The sequence below is a fragment of the Couchioplanes azureus genome, from assembly GCF_014648355.1.
Lineage (GTDB): Bacteria > Actinomycetota > Actinomycetes > Mycobacteriales > Micromonosporaceae > Actinoplanes > Actinoplanes azureus.
The window spans coordinates 132,898-149,657 of sequence record NZ_BMQY01000013.1 but is presented as its reverse complement, the minus strand read 5'-3'; the positions used below and the strand labels follow the sequence as shown (position 1 = coordinate 149,657).

The window sequence follows — 16,760 nt, the reverse complement described above, 5'->3', positions numbered from 1 at the left end:
TCCGGCGCTGGCCCCCCGAACCGCCGATCAACACGGCGCGAGGCCGTTCGTAACAGCATCGCTAGAGGAGCGGCGCCGTGGGGATCAGGCACGGACCGGCCGACGTAAGGCAGCCAGGGCCGGCCGTCCAGCTGTCCAGGCAAGCTGTTCCACCTGCGAAACGGCCAGCTCACATCCATGCCGGTGCCGCCCGTCCCGAACCGCCGGCGGACAGGGAGCGGTGCGCGGCGAGGGGATGCTCACGCAGTTCCCGCCCGCGGCCGTCTTGCAGCAGATCGAGAGCACCAGGTGCACCTGCCGACTGGGATCGTGCGGACACGGTACGGGCCCGAGCGGACAGCCTTCTGCCTGCTGGGAGTGCAGGCGGTGACCTGCGACGAGGCAAGTGAGGCAAACTCGGGCGGGTGACGTCCTACCTCTCGACGCCGCCGGCCATCCCAGCCGGCACCCTCGCGTCGACCGCCCAACCCACCCTGAACGGGCCCGGGGACCTGATCTTGCGACCATGGGTCTTCTCGGACGCTCCCGTATTCCTCGACGCCTACCAGGACCCCGCGATCCGCCGCTGGCACACCCGCCGGCCGTCGACCGTCGCGGACGTGCACGACTGGTTCGCGCGTTACCGCGACGACTGGACGCAGGAGCGGGCTGGGCACTGGGCGGTGACCCGCGGCGGCGACGTGCTCGGTCGCATCGCTCTGGGCGGCTGGAACCTCGACGACGGCAACGCCGGATGCGCTTACTGGGTGCTACCGGCCGCCCGCGGCGCCGCCGTGGCATCCGGCGCACTCCTTGCCCTCGGCGACTGGGCGCTCGGCGACACCGGATTCCACCGGCTCCACCTGGACCACTCGACCGGCAACATCGCGTCCTGCCGGGTCGCCGAGAAGGCCGGATTCCGGCTGGAGGGCACTATGCGGAGCGCGGGAATCCACGCCGACGGGCGGCACGACATGCATCTGCACGCGCGCATCCGGGGTGACCGCGCGGGCCACGGATGGTGACGACTCTGCGCCAGCCGGCGTACGCACGGCGGCAGATGTGCTCATCTGAATATGCGCTTCGATCACCGCATGCGGGCGCCTGGATCATCGGCGTGCGTAGACGAGCGTGAGTCCCTCCCGTTGCTCCTCCGCTGCGGTCCTCGACGCGCGCACTGCGGCAGATCAGGATGTTGGCTACGAAGCTCGACTCGTTCCATCGGCTAACGGCAAAGCCAGACACCGTCTCCTTGGTAGGGAACGGTGTCGCCGCTCGAGCGCCGGACGTGAACAGCAGCGCCGCGTACCCAGACATAGTCGCCGGCTTCCAGCTTCAACGGTTCGGCAAGCTCCACCGCCCAGTCGCCGGCTTCCACCGTCGTTACGAGCATCTGCCGGCGAACCAAGATCGGTTCGGTCGTGACGACACCAGTGGTGTCGTCACCGCGGCCCAGCTGGATCTGCATGTCCGTGAGGGTATCGAGCGTCGTACCCGAGCGTGTCTGCATGCCCGATCGGTAGCAGAAGCGGACGCGCTTCGTCGTGCGGGTCCGCCCCGGCGTGATCAGGCCATGGATTCGAGGGCGCTGGTACCGCGCGGAAGCACAGTACTGAAGGCGCTGCTGACGAGATGTTCGAGGACGACGACGCCGGAGAGGGTCGTAGACCGCCGGATCGTTGTGGCCCTTGATGCCTAGCACTACTATGCCTCGTACTTCTAGGTATGAAGGGGGCGCTCGTGCGGGTGACCAAAGATCTGGTGGCGGCTTCGGCGACACCGATCGTGCTCGGCATCCTCGCCGAGGGCGAGAGCTATGGGTACGCCATCCTGCGCCGGATCAGTGACCTGTCCGGCGGCGAACTGGACTGGACCGAGGGCCTCCTCTATCCCCTGCTGCACCGGCTGGAGCGTCTCGGTCACGTCGAGTCGAGCTGGCAGGTGGTCCCGGGGGAGCGGCGCCGCAAGTACTACCGCATCACCCGGCAGGGCCTGGCCGAACTGGCCGAACAGCAACGTCAGTGGCGGACGGTCGTCGAGGCGCTCCAGCAGGTCTGGCCGAGCATTGCCGACATCCGGCCCCTGTTCACCACTCTGGAGGGCAACGCGTGACGGTCACCAACGGCAAGGACGAGCTGGAGGCCCAGTTCGCGCAATGGCGCGAGTACGTGCGCCGCCGCCCGGAGCTGGTCGAGTCGGACGCCGACGAGCTGGAGGACCACCTCCGGGACTCGGTCGACGGGCTGGTATCGAAGGGGCTGGCCGCCGACGAGGCGTTCCTCATCGCGGTCAAGCGGATGGGCGGCCTGGACGACCTGTCCCGCGAGTTCGCCCGCGAGCATTCCGAACGGCTGTGGAAGCAGCTGATGTTCACCGGCGATGCCGGCGACCCGGTGCGCCGGAGCCGATCCCGGCGCGACGTGCTCGCCATGCTGGTATGCGCGTTCGGTGCCGCCGTCTCGATCAAGATTCCGGAGCTGTTCGGACGCAGCGTCAATGACGATGGCATGTTCTACAGCATCAACCTGGCCCTGTTCGCGCTGCCCTGGCTGGCGGGGTTCCTGTTATGGCGGCGGCGGCCCGGCGCCGGTGTGGGCGGTGCGTTGGCAGCGCTGTTCGTGCTCGGCGCCGTAGTGGCCAACGCCTACCCGCTCGACGGGGACTCCCAGTCGGCCGGCCTGATGGCCACGCACCTGCCGATCGCCCTGTGGCTGGTGGTCGGGCTGGCCTACGTCTCCGACGATCTGCGCTCAGCCCGGCGGCGGATGGACTTCATCCGCTTCACCGGCGAGTGGTTCGTCTACCTGGTGCTCATGGGCCTCGGCGGCGGGGTCCTCATTGCTTTCCTGTACGGCATCTTCGACGCGATCGACGTCGAGTCGGACACCGTAGTCGGAAACTGGGTGATCCCCTGCGGCTTCGTGGCCGCAACCGTCGTCGCCGGCTGGCTGGTCGAAGTCAAACAGGGCGTCATCGAAAACATCGCCCCGGTTCTCACCAGGATCTTCACCCCGCTGTTCACCGTGGCGCTGCTGGCCTTCCTGATCACCATCGGCTGGAACGGCCGGGCAATCGACATCGACCGCGACACGCTGGTGATGTTCGACCTGCTGCTGGCAGTAGTCCTCGGCCTGCTCCTCTACTCCCTGTCGGCCCGTGACCCGCAGGCGCCTCGAGGCCCGTTCGACGTGCTGCAATTGGCCCTGGTGGTGAGCGCACTGGTGATCGACGCCCTGGTCCTCTACACCATGGCCGGCCGCATCGCCGAATACGGCACCACCCCCAACAACGTGGCCGCCCTGGGCGAGAACATCGTCCTACTGGCCAACCTGGCCTGGTCAGCCTGGCTCCTGCTGCACTTCGTCCGCCGCCGCGGCACGTTCTCGGCAATCGAACGCTGGCAGACCGTCTACCTACCGGTCTACGCCCTCTGGTTCTGGACCGTGGTCCTGCTCCTACCCCCACTGTTCAGCTTCCGCTGACCCCGACGACGCAATGGATGCCTCCGGACGATGCCGTGCGGTGGGTCTTGGGCGGCGGGGGGCTTCGCGCTGACCCGGAGCTACCCCCGCCGCCCGCCGTCCGGAGCTGTCGAGATCGACCACGCTCGCCCGAAGGGACCTGCAACTAGATCAAGGCTGATCCGCCCAGTCGGATGCGCACCCGCCAGATGTGTCTGCCCGATCAGTCGGTGAACAGTTTGAGCAGGTCGCCGATGTGCCGGTCCGCTTCGGCGGGGTGGCGGAACCGACCGGCACCGTTGACGGTGTACTGATTGCGGCGCCCGACGCGCTCACGAGTAAGGTAGCCGTCGGCTTCGAGGTCCGTGACGATGGCTTGCGCGGCGCGTTCGGTGATGCCGATGGTGTCGGCAACATCGCGCAGGCGCACGGTGGGGTCGCGGGCGATGGCCAGCAGTACGTGGGCGTGGTTGGTCAGAAATGTCCAGGTCCGCACGCTCGATCCCGAGCGCTTCTCCACTTCCGGCATCGACATCTCTCGCCCCCATCTCCGCCCGTTCCCGATCACGTCGCCCCGCGTGAACGCGCACGACCAGACGAGAATGGCACATCGTAGATTATGGCGACTTAGAGGGCCGGCTTCCCCTTTCACCTTCCCAGGCAGCTTCACCCACGAAGCAGGATTCGTGAGTACTCAAATCCAGCGAGGCAGAGAACTCGAACATCGTACGCGTCACCGCCAGTCCGGACCCGGGGTCTCGACGGTGCGGTCACCGGACGGATGATTGGGCCCAAGATCGTCCTGCCCCTACCCGCATGGCCAAGACCGCCGGGGCCCGGAGCCCCGCAAACCCGGGCAGGCGAATCAGGACTGGAAGTACCGGCCCTGTTGCCGTCGGTAACGCCGCCTCGGAGCCTGCGACAGGCGCCGCATCGCGAACACCGTTCCGGCCACGCTGGCCAGCGCGACGGCGACAATCAGTAGCATCGATGTGCCGCTTATCGGCGATGAGGTCTCGGAGTTGGCCGCCGCCGCAACGCGCACAGTGTCCGCCGGCCCACCGTTACCGGCTGCAGGCGGCGGTGCCGTCGGCAGCGCGGCGAAGTTCACGATGCCGCTGCTCTCCAACAGGGTCATGTGCGTCATCACGAACTGGTTGGTGCGCTGCGCCAGTTTGCGGATCGTGTCATTGCGGGTGCTCGCCCGGATCGTCGCGATGGCCGGGAAGATCTTGCCGTGAGCGGCGCGGAGCCGGTCGATGTAGATCTTGTCGAAGTCAGTGCCCTCGGCGTCGCGCATCTCGTCGAGCCACCCCTGCTGGTCCGCGTTGGGCTCGTCCGGCAGAGCGATGTCCAGCTTCTTCGCAGCATCACGGACGAACTTGTCCAGAATCTGGTGCTGAGCCGCGATCTCGCGCCCGATGGATTGGATCCGGGGGTCGTCCGACCTCTGCTGCGCCATCTCACCCGCGGGAATCTCCCACAACCCGGCGAGGCGAACCTTCGTCGCGAAATCGCGGTCGGCGTCCGAGAGATCGCCCCTGCCGCGGTCGCTCAGCAACCCGTTCGGCGGCTCGGGAACGCCGGGCTCCGCCCGCGCGCCCTGTGGATCGAGCAGGACCGCTGCCACGACGAGCATCGCCGCACCCGAGAGCCAACGACGCCACGACCACATCCCCGGAACGGCCAACACGTGAATCTCCATTCGTGAATTCACTATCTATGCAGGCTGAAGTACGCACGCCGGCCCGCTCGGGATCAACCCATGTCAGAAGTAGTTGCCAGAGGCACGGGACATGACGATGTCGCCCGCCCGTGGACGGCATGCAACGACGCCTCGCCCGGAGCTCAACCGGTCGCCGCGGCCGAGTTGGGTGTCGGGCGACCAGCGACCACCTCCAGCAGGGCAGATTCGGGTGTCGGGCGCTAGTTACCGGCCGGTTCGGCTTGGGTCCGCCCCGTCGCGGCCGATGAACTGCCACAGATCACCACTCTGCGTAGAGGTGTGGCAACGGGAGGTAGCGGTGGGTTCGAAGTTCCACTGGCGCGGCGAGCTCGCCGCCGCCGGCCGACGGGCAGTCGCGGGCGCGGTCGGCCTTGTCGTCGCGCTGGGCGGCACGCTGCACGTCTCGGCGGTGCCGGGCGCGGCCGCCGAGGGCGCCCCGCCGGCCGTGGAGGCGCCCGCCGCGACGAGCCTCGGGGTGAACCTCACCGGGATCAACGACTGGACCCCCGAGACGCCGTTCGTGGACGTCTTCCGGACGGCGCGCCAGTGGGTCAGCCAGGAAACCTCCTGCCCCGGTCTGACCACCGCCTACAACTGTCGCCCCGGTTACGGCTGGGGCAGGGGCCCGGCGATCGCCTTGGACGAGCACGGCTGGGTGACCCGGCTGGAGCCGAACCAGTACGTCGACTCCCCGATCTTCACCTCCGGCCAGTGGCCGGCCGGCCGATACGTGGTGACCTGGGAGGGCACGGGCGACGTCTCGCTGCGCGAGAACGGCACGATGACCAACGTCACCGCCAACCGCTTCGAGTACGACCTGGTGCCCGGCCGGACCGGCTTCCTCGCCATCACGCGTACCGATCCCAGCAACCCCGTGCGCAACATCCACGTCTGGATGCCCGGCTACGAGGGCGACCCGACCGGTCAGGTCTTCCACCCGGCCTTCCTGGCCAGCCTCTCCGGCATGAGGACGCTGCGCTTCATGGACTGGATGCACACCAACGGTGGCTCGCCGTTCGTGCGGTGGACCGACTACCCGACCATGCAGGAGGCCACTCAGACCCGCGCGGTGGCGCCGCAGCTGATGGCCGAGCTGGCCAACCGGCTCGACGCCGACGCCTGGGTGAACATCCCGCACCAGGCCGACGACGACTTCGTCCGCAACTTCGCCCGTGTGTTCCGCGACCACCTGGAGCCGGGTCGCCGGGTCTACATCGAGTACTCCAACGAGATGTGGAACACCGCGTACGGGTACCCGCAGACCTTCTATGCCCAGCGGGAGGGAGTGCGCCTCGGCCTGTCCGAGACCGACTGGGTCGCCGGCTTCCGCTACCAGGCACGCCGCTCCGTGGAGATCTTCAAGCTCTGGAACGAGGTCTTCGGCACCGACGCCGACAGCCGGCTGGTCCGGGTACTGGGCCTGCAGTCCGCCAACAACTACACGGCTCAGCACGTACTGGACTGGAGCGACGAGGCGACCGAGGGCCGGCGGGCGGCCGACTGGGCTGACGCCACCGCCATCGCCCCGTACATCCACTGCAACGACACGTGGCTGAGCGGCTCGGCGCAGCGACAGTTCCCCGGCACCGACGACCCGGCGGTCCGCGCGGCGGTCCTGCGGGAGACCCCGGACCGGCTACTCGACGCCTGCCAGCGCTCGGTCGAGATCGACATGCGGAACGAGATCACCGCGCACAAGGAAATCGCCAACCGGTACGGCCTGGCGCTCGTCGCCTACGAGGGCGGCCAGCACCTGGTCAATATGGCCAGCCACGCCCCGAACAACCCGGCCATCGCCTCGGTCCGGGCGCTGACCGACCGGTTCCACGCGGTGAACCGCAGCCCGCGCATGCGCGACATCTACGCGCGGTACCTGCACCTGTGGCGCGAGCTGGGCGGCGGCACGATGATGCTCTTCCTCGCCACCGGCGGCATGTCCCAGCACGGCGCGTGGGGACTGCGCGAGTACCAGGCCCAGCCGCTGTCCGAGGCGCCGAAGGCACGGGCGGCGCTGGAGTTCCAGCAGGCGCTGGGGCAGGCTCCGCTACAGGTGGCCCGGCCGACCGTCACCAGGCTGTCGGTGCTCAGTGGGCTCGCCGCCGGCGGCACGACGCTGACCCTCACCGGCGCCAACCTGGCCAGCACCAGCAGGGTGTCATTCGGCAGCGTCAGTGCCCTGTTCCGGACCTCGGTGGTCCGCGGCGTCACCAACCTGACGGTGACCACGCCGCGGTACATCGAGGGCGGCACCGTCGACGTGACCGTGACGAACCCGGCCGGCACCAGCACGGCGACCACCGCCACCCGCTTCACCTACCACCCGCCGCCGGCCATCACGAGCCTGAGCACGCAGAGCGCCCTCACCATCGGCGGCACCCTGGTCACGGTCACGGGCACGAATCTGACCGGGGCCAGCCGGGTGAGCGTGGGCACGGCCGCCGGCACGTCGGTACGGGTGCTGTCGCCGACCTCGATGCAGTTCGTGGCGCCGGCGCGGCCCACGACCGGCGGTGTCGACGTGACGATCACGAGCCCCTACGGCACGAGCGCCGTGGTGAGCGCCGGGCGACTGAACTACGTCCACCCGCCGCGGCCGGTGATCGCCGGCCTGTCCACCGACGTGGGGCCGTCGCACGCCCCGACCACGGTGCTGATCAACGGCGCCAACTTCCGGGGCACCACCCGGGTGACCGTCGGCGAGCGCACCGCGACCTTCTCCGTCCTGTCGGACAACCAGATCCGCGCCGTCCTGCCGGCGCAGGCCAACGGGGTGTGGGTCAACGTCTTCGTCTTCACGCCCGGAGGGCACAGCGAGGCCCACACCGGCACCGACTTCCGGTACCTCGCCGCGGTGGTGCCGACGGTGACCGGGCTGTCGGAGACGAGGGGGCAGACGCACGCGACGCACAGCGTGCTGGTCGACGGCCAGGGCTTCCGGTGGGCGTCACGGGTTTTGGTCGGCGGCACGCCGGCGCCCTTCACAGCCGTGTCGGAGACCCAGCTGCGCGTCACCCTGCCGGCCCGCACTGTGACCGGCCCGGTGAACGTGCAGGTCGTCACGCCCGCGGGGACAAGTTCGGTCACCGCGAACGGCGTCTACACGTACGTCACGCCGCCGCTACCCACCGTCACGAGCCTGTCCGTCTCGCGCGGGCTCACCACGGCACGGACCACGGTGCTGATCAACGGTACGGCTCTGACGGCGGCCACCCGGGTCACCGTCGGCGGCGTGAGCGTCGCCTTCACCCGGGTCTCGGAGAGCCAGATCAGAGTGGTTCTGCCCACCCACACGGCCGGTTCGGCGGCCATCCAGGTGACCACGCCCGGCGGCCTCAGCACCGGCGGCGGGAACGCCACCTTCACCTGGGTGACGTCCCTCTAGCCCTGAAGTCGTCGAGGAGAGTCGCGGTCGCGCTAGGGGCGGCTCTCGAATCAGTGGTTCGTTGATAGGACGTGACGGTTCGTCGACGGATCTGTCGGCGCGGCGGGACCTGCCCGGCGAGTTCGGCTCCTGGAAGGGCGCCTACTCCCGGTTCCGGCGGTGGACCCTCGATGGGGCGTGGCAGCGGCTGCGCACGCAGCTTCAGCCCGGCGGCGAGCGCCGGACGGGCGCTGCAGTTGCTCCGCGTCCTCCGCCGACTTCGCCGACGCCCCGGACCGTGAACGCTCGTGACAGGTCGCGGTGGACCCGCCCGCGGACATCCCCGATCCCGGCGAATCACCCGACTGCTGACCTCACTGGCGAATCTTGACCGCGGCGCTGGTCGCCTTGCCGTCCGTGTGGCCGGCCTTGCGGGCGACCACGGTCACCGTGAGCTTCTTGTCGCGCATGGAAGACGTCAGCTTCAGCGTCGCGCCGGTGGCGTCGCGGACGACGGTTCCGCTGAGCCGCCACTCGTACCGGTAGGAGTCGGCCTTCGGCGACCAGGTGCCGACGGCCGCCCGCACGGTCCGGCCGACTTTCGCCGTACCCGTGATCGAAGGCTTCTTGGTCGCCTTCGCCGCCTTGCCCTTGACGATCGCCGCGGACTCCGCCGAGGACGCCGCGCCCGGCGAGGAACCGGTGCGCTGGGCGGTCACCGTGACCTTGAGTCGCTTGCCCAGCATGGCCGCGGTGATCGGCAGGGAGGCATGGGTTGCCCCGCGGATGGCGGCGCCGTTGGCCGACCACTGGTAGACGTACGAGCTCACCGCCGGCGTCCAGCTGCCCGGCGTGGCCTTCACCGTCGAACCGACCGCGAGCGTCCCGGTGATCGTGGGCGCAGCGGTGGCACGAACCTGGGGCGCGGTGACGACGAACGCGTCCGCGACCTCGGCGTGCGGGCCGTACAGCCGGTCGATCGCGAGCGTCCACGTGCCCGGCGCCGCCTGCGCCAGTGGGAAGGACACGGTCATGGTCTTGCGATCGGACGCGACGCTCGTGATCACGCCTGCGACTGGCTCGGCGCCGGAGCGCGTGAGAGTCGGCTCCAGGCTCGTGCTGAACGACTCCCCCGTGAGCGTCACGACGGTCGTCGACCCTTGTGCAGCGGTCGCGGGCGAGATCTTCGTCGGGCGATAGGCGGCAACCACACCCAGGTCGACCACGGTGGGCGTCGCCGGGTCCACCATGAAGACGGGCGTCTCGCCGTACTGGGATTCACTGGTCTCCAGCACCGGCCGCAGATCCGAGTCCGTGTCGTCACCGCCGACGTCCGGCGTCGTGAACCGCCAATTGAACCGGTGCAGCTCGGTAAGAACCTTGAACCGCTTGACGGGTACGGACTCCCGATACGTACCGTTGTGATTGTTGGAGAACCCGTACTGATCCTCATCGTCCTGCGACCGGATCGACAGGCCCACGGAGGTAGCCGCCGGCTCCCCGGCCTGCCGAACCCCGTCGGCATTGAGATCGTTCCACAGCCGCCCCCGGACCTCGCCGGTATCGACGATCCGAATCTCCCGCGACGCGGTGTTGTTGCCCGTCGACGCCTCCGGCGAAGAGGTGGTCACGGAGGTGCTGACCACAAGCTCGTCGCCGGGCGCCGCCTCCTGAACTTCCACGGTCCGGCGGATCACCCGGGTCGACTCGCCCGGCGCGAAGTCCCCGACATGCGTGCAGGACATGACCGGATGCTCCCAGTCACACTCCCAGTCGCTGGTGCTCTCGGAGGTGGACGCACGTAGCTGCGGCGGCAGCGTCAAAGCGACCGTGACCCCGGCGGCCGGCACCGCACCGTCGTTACGGACGTACACCTCGATGTCGGACCACCCGCCGGCGGGAAGAACATTGCGCTTCGCCGTGATCTCGACGGCCACATCGGCCCGCTCGTCGGCCGCGGAGGCAGAGCCGGCGGGAACGGCGACACCGGCGGCAACGGCAAGAAGCGCCGCAGGCACGGCGACGATACGAGACAACGGCACAGCATCCCCCGATTCCAGGAGCAGCCGTCCCTCGGCGTCCCCACGGCGACAGTAATGCATGAAGCGCTCCATCGATGTCCCACCTGCGGCCCCGCGGCATTGCTGACAGGGGTGCCCCCGCCGGTTCGGACGACGGCGGTATGCAGGAGTCAGTGACCGGCACCCTGGAACAGATCGACACCTGGCTCGCTAGCCACTGCCCGGCGGTGCAGTCCACATTGCCCGCGCCGGCGAGCTCCGCCGACCTCGGCCACCTCGAAGCCGTCACCGGCATACGGCTGCTACCGCAAGTGCAAGAGCTGTACCGGTGGCACAACGGCAGCGCCGGCCTTCCCCAGCCGTTCTGGCTGGCCCCCGACCACGGCTTCCTCACCCTCGACGACGCCCTCGACGAGTGGCGCACCTACAACCAGGTCGTCGCCGAGACCTTCACCGACCCCGCCGAAGCCGCCTGGCCGTGGAGCCGCGAACGGCTACCGATCGGCTCCGCCTGGGCCGGAAGCATCCTTGTCGTCGACCACACCCCCGGACCCGCCCAAGGATCCGTGTTCACCGTCCAACACGGCACCGGAGCCCGCCGCAACCTCGGCTGGCCCAGCATCGCCGTCCTGCTGGACGAGCTGCTGACAACCCTGACAACCGGTGCACCGATGCGCGAGCGAACCCTGACCGTCGGCCCGGACAAGCTGACAGGGAACTGAACCGCACCAGCAGGCGACCCGCCAACGCGAAGCGCACCGCTGTACATCTGGATTCACGCACCTGCAAAGCCCTGCTTGGTGCAGTCCTGCTGGCGCTGGCCGGCTGCGCCAACACCACGGCGACCCCACAGACCGCCCCGCCATCCGCCGGGCCGCAATGTCCCGAGGCGGACAGCACCACCGTGCAAGCCATCGTCTCCGGCGCACGCCAAGGAGACGCCAGCATGACGGTCCTCACCTCCGCCACCGTGAACGCTGCCGACGGCAGCCAGATCATCGCCCTGTCCTACCTCGACCAGCACCAGCAGCCCTCAAAGGCCCGGGAGGGACTCCGGCAGGTCAGAAAGCCCGACATCTACTCACTGACGTCAGAGGCGCACTGGATCACCTTCTGGCCCCTCAACCAGGGCGACGAAGCCACGATCGCCGAAGCACAACAGTGCCTCAGCCGCCGAGCTCCGCGGTAGGTACTTACCGCTGAGAGGGATCGACCGGCCGGAGCGGTACGTCGGCGGCTCACTCTGGTGAGAGACGCCGAGCTCCTGACTGCTGAGTATGGTGGAGCTGAGCCGGCCGTATTTCGCGGCCGCTGGAGCTTGGCCAGCAGCAGCAGGGCGGCGTCGATCTCGGGTCGGCCACCGACGGTGACCTCGGTGCTCATGAGGCATCACCGCCGAACACCTCGGCGTGCACCCGGCCGATCATCGCGTCCGACGCCGCCGGCGGATGAATCACAAGACGGCCGACGGCCACGCCGGCGACCAGCAACACCCGCGAACCCTACGTCAGCCCGCACCAGCGTCGCACCGTCACCGGCAGCCCGAGACGACCCTGACGGTCGATCCGGGATGCGTCCGCGCTGCCCGGCGAGGCCGTCGGCTTCCGAGCCGGCGACGTAGTTCCGCTGACGACCGCGCTGGGCCGGACTGTTCTGCGATCGGGAAGAGCGACAGAATCAGAGCGGCGAGCGGCCCGGCGGTACCGGATCAGGCGAGGTACGCGCGCAGAGTGTGCGCGTCGTCCGCAGTCGCGGTGACGAGCGACGCAGGTCCCGCGAGCGGCATGCGTACGGCCGTCGGGCCGAGCAGGCGCGGCGCGCACGGTGGTGCGCCCGGCCGGATGCGCAACAGGGACCCGGTCGCCCGGGCGGCACCGAGCACGGCCGGCCCCGCCCAGCCGTCGGCGCGGGGCCCGACGGTGAGCGCCTGGCGCAGCAGCGGCCGGCCGGCGTAGCGCACGGACGTGGCGACCGTGGCGTCGCCGGGGTCTTCGTCGTGGCGCCCGCAGATGAGCTCGTCGCGCCAGAGCAGCGAGCCGTTTTCCTCGACATCGACAACCGATGATGTCGTGTGCCGGCAGCCGGCCACGGCGACGACCTGCTCGGGCAGCCAGTGCAGCGCCCCGCCGGTGGCCACCGTCGCGGAGACGACGAACCGGGAGCGCGCGCCGGAGTGCGCGGGTAGCGCGATCGACGCGGCGACGGTATGCAGGTGGAGCGTGGCGTTGGGTCGCACCTCGACCTCCAGCCGGAAGTCGTCGCCGCCGAGCGGCCCGGCGGCTCCGCCGACCAGGTACACGGTGGCCACGGCGTCTTGGGCCTGGGTCTGGCGCAGCAGTAGCGGGCTCTCGCCGCGCAGCCGGGCCAGGCGCGTCCGGCCCCGGCCGTCGAGCTCGGCCACGACCCGGGCGAACGCGCGCATCACCGCGTCTCGCCGCGCACGGGCGCGGGCGCGTCCCGGTGGTCGGCGGCGGCGTGGTCGGCGACCACGCGGCGGATCCAGTCGGTGACCGGCGCGGCCAGCTCGTCGCGGGCGAGCGACAGGAAGACCGTGGGGAGGTCGCCGCGGCGCGCCCGCGCGTCGCGGTCCATGACCGACAGGTCCGCGCCGACCAGGGGCGCCAGGTCGGTCTTGTTGATGACGAGCAGGTCCGCGCTGGTGACGCCGGGTCCTCCCTTGCGCGGGACCTTGTCCCCGCCGGCCACGTCGACGACGAAGATCTGGTGGTCCACAAGTCCCTTGCTGAACGTGGCGGTGAGGTTGTCCCCGCCGCTCTCCACGAGCACCAGGTCCAGCGGTCCCAGCGCGGTCTCCAGGTCCTCGATGGCGTCGAGGTTGGCGGAGATGTCGTCACGGATCGCGGTGTGGGGACAGCACCCGGTCTCCACGGCGCGGATGCGCGCGGGCGGCAGGACCCCGTGGCGCTTGAGGAAGTCGGCGTCCTCGGTGGTGTAGATGTCGTTGGTGACCACGGCGAGGCGCAGCTCGTCGCCGAGGGCCCGGCACACCGCGGCGACCAGGGCTGTCTTGCCGGAGCCGACCGGCCCGCCGACGCCGATGCGTACCGCCCGGGCGCCCGGCGTCAGGCTGGGGTGCGCGTCGACGTCGGGGTGGGGATGGCCGTGGGAGCCGTCGTGGGCATCCGGGTCGTGGTTCGGGGTGTCAGGATGCAAAGAGACGCACCTCCCAGGTGGCGTGTACTTCGGCGGAGATATCGGCCAGCGGCGCGGTGGTGGCCGGCAGGTCCGCGGGCGGCCTGGCGGCGTCGGCCGCAGCGGTCCGGGCGATGGCGTCGCAGGCGCCGGCCAGGCGGGCGAGCAGCGCCTGGATCCGGTACGGGTCGAGCCCGAGCAGCCGTACCGCGGCGCTTGCCGGGCCGTTGACGATCCCGTACGCGCCGATCAGCGCGGTCTGTCCGACCGTGAGGCCGGCCGCGGCGGCGGTGAGTCCCAGCGCGATCGGATGGTGGTACCCGTCGGGGTGCCGGGGAGCCTCGTCGTACACGGGCGAGGGCCAGGCGACGCGACCGGCGCGCAGCAGCGCCCGCCCCTGCCGGCGCGAGGCCAGCCGCAGCGTGGGGGAGGCGGTGCGGGCGTCCAGCTCGACGTCGAGCAGCGCCAGGGCGGCACCGCGCCGTGCCGCCCCGCCCGAGTCGGCTCCGCTCGCCGCCCCGCCCACCGCGCGGTGGGCGGCCGCCGCGAACGTGGCGGCGACCGGACCGGCGGTGGCGAGCCGGCCGCGCAGGAAGTCCTCCAGCTCGACGACGCCGGTGACCCGTCCGGCGGCGACCGCCGCCTCCAGACCACCCGAGTGGGCGTGGCCGCCGGACGGAAACCGGCCGTCGGCGAGCATCAGCAGTGTCGTGGTGGTCATGCGTCAGAAGAGGAAGTACCGCTGGGCCATGGGCAGTTCGGTGACCGGGTCGGGCTCCACCACGGCACCGTCGACGCGCACGGTGAACGTGTCCGGCTCGACCTCGATGCGCGGCATGGCGCCGTTGCCGGGAAGATCGGCCTTGCCCCGGGAACGCACGTCGGCGACGGGTACGAGCCGGCGCCGCACGTCCAGCCGCAGCCCGGCCTCCAGCGCGGCCGGCGCGACGAACGCGACGCTGGTGGCGGCCGGGGCGACGCCGTAGGAACCGAACATCGGGCGGGGCAGCTGTGGCTGCGGCGTGGGGATGGACGCGTTGGCGTCGCCCATCTGCGCCCACGCGACCAGGCCGCCCTTGACGACCAGGTGCGGCCGTACGCCGAAGAACGCCGGGTCCCACAGCACCAGGTCGGCGAGCTTGCCCGGCGCCACGGAACCGACCTCCGCCTCCATGCCGTTGGCCATCGCCGGGCAGATCGTGTACTTGGCGACGTACCGGCGGGCGCGGTGGTTGTCCGCGGGCCCGTCGCCGGGCAGCGCGCCGACGCGCTCCTTCATCACGTGGGCGGTCTGCCAGGTACGCGTCACGATCTCGCCGACGCGCCCCATCGCCTGGGAGTCCGAGCCGATGATCGAGATGGCGCCGAGGTCGTGCAGCAGGTCCTCGGCGGCCATGGTCGAGGGTCGGATCCGGCTCTCGGCGAAGGCGAGGTCCTCGGGTACGGACGGGGACAGGTGGTGGCAGACCATCAGCATGTCCAGGTGCTCGGCGAGGGTGTTGCGGGTGTACGGCCGGGTCGGGTTGGTGGACGACGGCAGCACGTTGGGGTAGCCGGCCACCGTGATGACGTCCGGGGCGTGGCCGCCACCGGCGCCCTCGGTGTGGTACGTGTGGATCGCCCGTCCGTTGATCGCGGCCAGGGTGTCCTGCACGAACCCGGCCTCGTTGAGCGTGTCGGTGTGGATGGACACCTGCACCCCCGAGGCGTCGGCGACCCGCAGGCAGGCGTCGATCACCGCCGGGGTGGTGCCCCAGTCCTCGTGCAGCTTGAACCCGCCGGCGCCGGCCCGGAGCTGTTCCCACATCGCCTCTTCGGAGACCGTGTTGCCCTTGCCCAGCAGCAGCACGTTGACCGGCCAGACGTCCAGCGCCTCGTGCATACGGGCCAGGTGCCAGGCGTTGGCGGTGACCGTGGTGGCCTTGCTGCTCTCGGCCGGACCGACCCCACCGCCGACGAGGGTGGTGACGCCGGCGGCGAGGGCCTCGGCGACGATCTGCGGGCAGATGAAGTGCACGTGGGTGTCGACCGCGCCGGCGGTGAGGATCCGGCCGTTGCCGGCGATCACCTCGGTGCCCGGCCCGATCACCAGATCCGGGTGGACACCGTCCATGGTGTCGGGGTTGCCCGCCTTGCCCAGTGCGGCGATCCGGCCGTCGCGGATACCGACGTCGGCCTTGACGACTCCCCAGTGGTCGAGCACGACCGCGCCGGTGATGACCGTGTCGGGGGTACCCTCGGCCCGGGTGGCCCGCGACTGACCCATCGACTCGCGGATCACCTTGCCACCGCCGAAGACGACCTCGTCACCACCGGCGCAGCGGTCCTCCTCGACCTCGATGAGCAGGTTGGTGTCGGCGAGCCGGATCCGGTCACCGACGGTCGGACCGTACAGGGCTGCGTAGCGCCGCCTGTCGACCAGGCTCACCGCGTTCCTCCGTCCCCGAGCGGACCCGCACACTCGCCCCGCAGGCCGGGCACGATCCGCGCGCCGGCGAGCGGTACCAGGTCGACGCGGCGGGTCACACCCGGCTCGAAGCGCACGGCGGTACCCGCCGGTACCGCCAGCCGTTGCCCCCAGGCCGCCCGCCGGTCGAAGGAGAGCCCGGGGTTGGCCTCGGCGAAGTGGTAGTGCGACCCGACCTGCACGGGACGGTCGGCGGTGTTGGTCACGGTCAGCGTCGTCACCGGCCGGCCGACGTTGATGGCCACGTCACCGGCGGCCACGATGACCTCGCCGGGGATCACGGGATCGGGTGGTGCACCGTCACCAGCTTGGTACCGTCCGGGAACGTCGCCTCCACCTGCACCTCCTTCAGCATCTCGGGGACGCCGTCGAGCACGTCGTCGCGGGTGAGCACCTGGCGGCCGGCGTCCATGAGGTCGACGACGCTGCGCCCGTCGCGGGCGCCCTCCAGCAGGAACGCCGTGATCGTGGCGACCGCCTCGGGGTAGTTGAGCCGCAGGCCACGCTCGCGCCGTCGGCGGGCGACGTCGGCGGCGACGTGGATGAGCAGGCGGTCCTGCTCGTGCGGGGTCAGGAACACGCGATCCCTCCG

General features: G+C 70.4%; 16 protein-coding genes. 6 read left to right on the top strand and 10 right to left on the bottom strand.

Annotated elements, in window-relative coordinates:
• Window positions 1-404 precede the first annotated feature (404 nt).
• The gene (locus tag IEY99_RS31345) at window positions 405-1,004 is read left to right on the top strand and encodes a GNAT family N-acetyltransferase (protein ID WP_189207713.1); all 600 of its coding nucleotides are present in this window, start codon (window positions 405-407) and stop codon (window positions 1,002-1,004) included.
• A 200-nt stretch (window positions 1,005-1,204) separates the two neighbouring features.
• Here the strand turns inward: IEY99_RS31345 and IEY99_RS31340 are convergent, their stop codons facing one another.
• A complete protein-coding gene (locus IEY99_RS31340; protein ID WP_189207712.1) occupies window positions 1,205-1,447 on the bottom strand; it encodes a hypothetical protein in 243 nt (80 codons plus the stop codon).
• Between the two features lie 272 nt (window positions 1,448-1,719).
• Between IEY99_RS31340 and IEY99_RS31335 the strand changes: the two genes are divergently transcribed.
• Complete coding sequence (locus IEY99_RS31335; protein WP_189207711.1) at window positions 1,720-2,091, top strand: PadR family transcriptional regulator; 372 nt, start codon at window positions 1,720-1,722, stop codon at window positions 2,089-2,091.
• Window positions 2,088-3,461 carry a permease prefix domain 1-containing protein gene (locus IEY99_RS31330; protein WP_189207710.1) on the top strand — a complete coding sequence of 458 codons (1,374 nt, stop codon included), beginning with the start codon at window positions 2,088-2,090 and terminating at the stop codon, window positions 3,459-3,461. The genes IEY99_RS31335 and IEY99_RS31330 overlap by 4 nt, the downstream gene beginning before the upstream one ends.
• Window positions 3,462-3,663: 202 nt before the next feature.
• Here the strand turns inward: IEY99_RS31330 and IEY99_RS31325 are convergent, their stop codons facing one another.
• The gene (locus tag IEY99_RS31325) at window positions 3,664-3,969 is read right to left on the bottom strand and encodes a helix-turn-helix transcriptional regulator (RefSeq protein WP_373293474.1); all 306 of its coding nucleotides are present in this window, start codon (window positions 3,967-3,969) and stop codon (window positions 3,664-3,666) included.
• 336 nt (window positions 3,970-4,305) lie between these two features.
• Window positions 4,306-5,145, bottom strand: coding sequence for a DUF4142 domain-containing protein (locus tag IEY99_RS31320; protein WP_229799421.1), 840 nt, complete (start codon window positions 5,143-5,145; stop codon window positions 4,306-4,308).
• A gap of 319 nt (window positions 5,146-5,464) precedes the next feature.
• Here IEY99_RS31320 and IEY99_RS31315 point away from each other — a divergent pair, with 319 nt between their 5' ends.
• Complete coding sequence (locus IEY99_RS31315) at window positions 5,465-8,548, top strand: IPT/TIG domain-containing protein (RefSeq protein WP_189207708.1); 3,084 nt, start codon at window positions 5,465-5,467, stop codon at window positions 8,546-8,548.
• A gap of 353 nt (window positions 8,549-8,901) precedes the next feature.
• Here the strand turns inward: IEY99_RS31315 and IEY99_RS31310 are convergent, their stop codons facing one another.
• On the bottom strand, window positions 8,902-10,545 hold the full coding sequence (locus IEY99_RS31310; protein WP_189207707.1) for a DUF11 domain-containing protein: 1,644 nt from the start codon (window positions 10,543-10,545) through the stop codon (window positions 8,902-8,904).
• Window positions 10,546-10,709: 164 nt separating this feature from the next.
• Here IEY99_RS31310 and IEY99_RS31305 point away from each other — a divergent pair, with 164 nt between their 5' ends.
• A complete protein-coding gene (locus tag IEY99_RS31305) occupies window positions 10,710-11,270 on the top strand; it encodes an SMI1/KNR4 family protein (RefSeq protein ID WP_189207706.1) in 561 nt (186 codons plus the stop codon).
• Between the two features lie 224 nt (window positions 11,271-11,494).
• Window positions 11,495-11,737 (top strand): hypothetical protein, encoded by a 243-nt coding sequence (locus IEY99_RS31300; protein ID WP_189207705.1) that lies wholly within the window; start codon window positions 11,495-11,497, stop codon window positions 11,735-11,737.
• Between the two features lie 519 nt (window positions 11,738-12,256).
• Here the strand turns inward: IEY99_RS31300 and IEY99_RS31295 are convergent.
• The 6 genes from IEY99_RS31295 to IEY99_RS31270 are packed head-to-tail and all read right to left on the bottom strand — an operon-like array spanning window position 12,257 to window position 16,748.
• Window positions 12,257-12,970, bottom strand: a complete 714-nt coding sequence (locus tag IEY99_RS31295; RefSeq protein ID WP_189207738.1) for an urease accessory protein UreD — start codon at window positions 12,968-12,970, stop codon at window positions 12,257-12,259.
• Window positions 12,970-13,722 (bottom strand): urease accessory protein UreG, encoded by a 753-nt coding sequence (gene ureG, locus IEY99_RS31290; protein ID WP_189207704.1) that lies wholly within the window; start codon window positions 13,720-13,722, stop codon window positions 12,970-12,972. The genes IEY99_RS31295 and ureG overlap by 1 nt, the downstream gene beginning before the upstream one ends.
• Window positions 13,712-14,422 carry an urease accessory protein UreF gene (locus IEY99_RS31285; protein ID WP_189207703.1) on the bottom strand — a complete coding sequence of 237 codons (711 nt, stop codon included), beginning with the start codon at window positions 14,420-14,422 and terminating at the stop codon, window positions 13,712-13,714. Before IEY99_RS31285 ends, ureG begins: the two co-directional genes overlap by 11 nt.
• Before the next feature lie 3 nt (window positions 14,423-14,425).
• Window positions 14,426-16,129, bottom strand: coding sequence for an urease subunit alpha (locus IEY99_RS31280; RefSeq protein WP_189207702.1), 1,704 nt, complete (start codon window positions 16,127-16,129; stop codon window positions 14,426-14,428).
• Window positions 16,126-16,449: an urease subunit beta gene (locus tag IEY99_RS31275; RefSeq protein ID WP_189207701.1), complete on the bottom strand. Its 324-nt coding sequence runs from the start codon at window positions 16,447-16,449 to the stop codon at window positions 16,126-16,128. The genes IEY99_RS31280 and IEY99_RS31275 overlap by 4 nt, the downstream gene beginning before the upstream one ends.
• Complete coding sequence (locus tag IEY99_RS31270; protein WP_189207700.1) at window positions 16,446-16,748, bottom strand: urease subunit gamma; 303 nt, start codon at window positions 16,746-16,748, stop codon at window positions 16,446-16,448. The genes IEY99_RS31275 and IEY99_RS31270 overlap by 4 nt, the downstream gene beginning before the upstream one ends.
• Between the last annotated feature and the right edge of the window lie 12 nt (window positions 16,749-16,760).

What these genes read in the sequence shown, in the direction of transcription:
- IEY99_RS31295 (WP_189207738.1), bottom strand. Translation starts at nt 12,970, where the DNA reads ATGCGCGCGTTCGCCCGGGTCGTGGCCGAGCTCGACGGCCGGGGCCGG.
- IEY99_RS31300 (WP_189207705.1), top strand. Translation starts at nt 11,495, where the DNA reads ATGACGGTCCTCACCTCCGCCACCGTGAACGCTGCCGACGGCAGCCAG.
- IEY99_RS31325 (WP_373293474.1), bottom strand. Translation starts at nt 3,969, where the DNA reads ATGCCGGAAGTGGAGAAGCGCTCGGGATCGAGCGTGCGGACCTGGACA.
- IEY99_RS31320 (WP_229799421.1), bottom strand. Translation starts at nt 5,145, where the DNA reads ATGGAGATTCACGTGTTGGCCGTTCCGGGGATGTGGTCGTGGCGTCGT.
- IEY99_RS31340 (WP_189207712.1), bottom strand. Translation starts at nt 1,447, where the DNA reads ATGCAGATCCAGCTGGGCCGCGGTGACGACACCACTGGTGTCGTCACG.
- IEY99_RS31305 (WP_189207706.1), top strand. Translation starts at nt 10,710, where the DNA reads ATGCAGGAGTCAGTGACCGGCACCCTGGAACAGATCGACACCTGGCTC.
- IEY99_RS31285 (WP_189207703.1), bottom strand. Translation starts at nt 14,422, where the DNA reads ATGACCACCACGACACTGCTGATGCTCGCCGACGGCCGGTTTCCGTCC.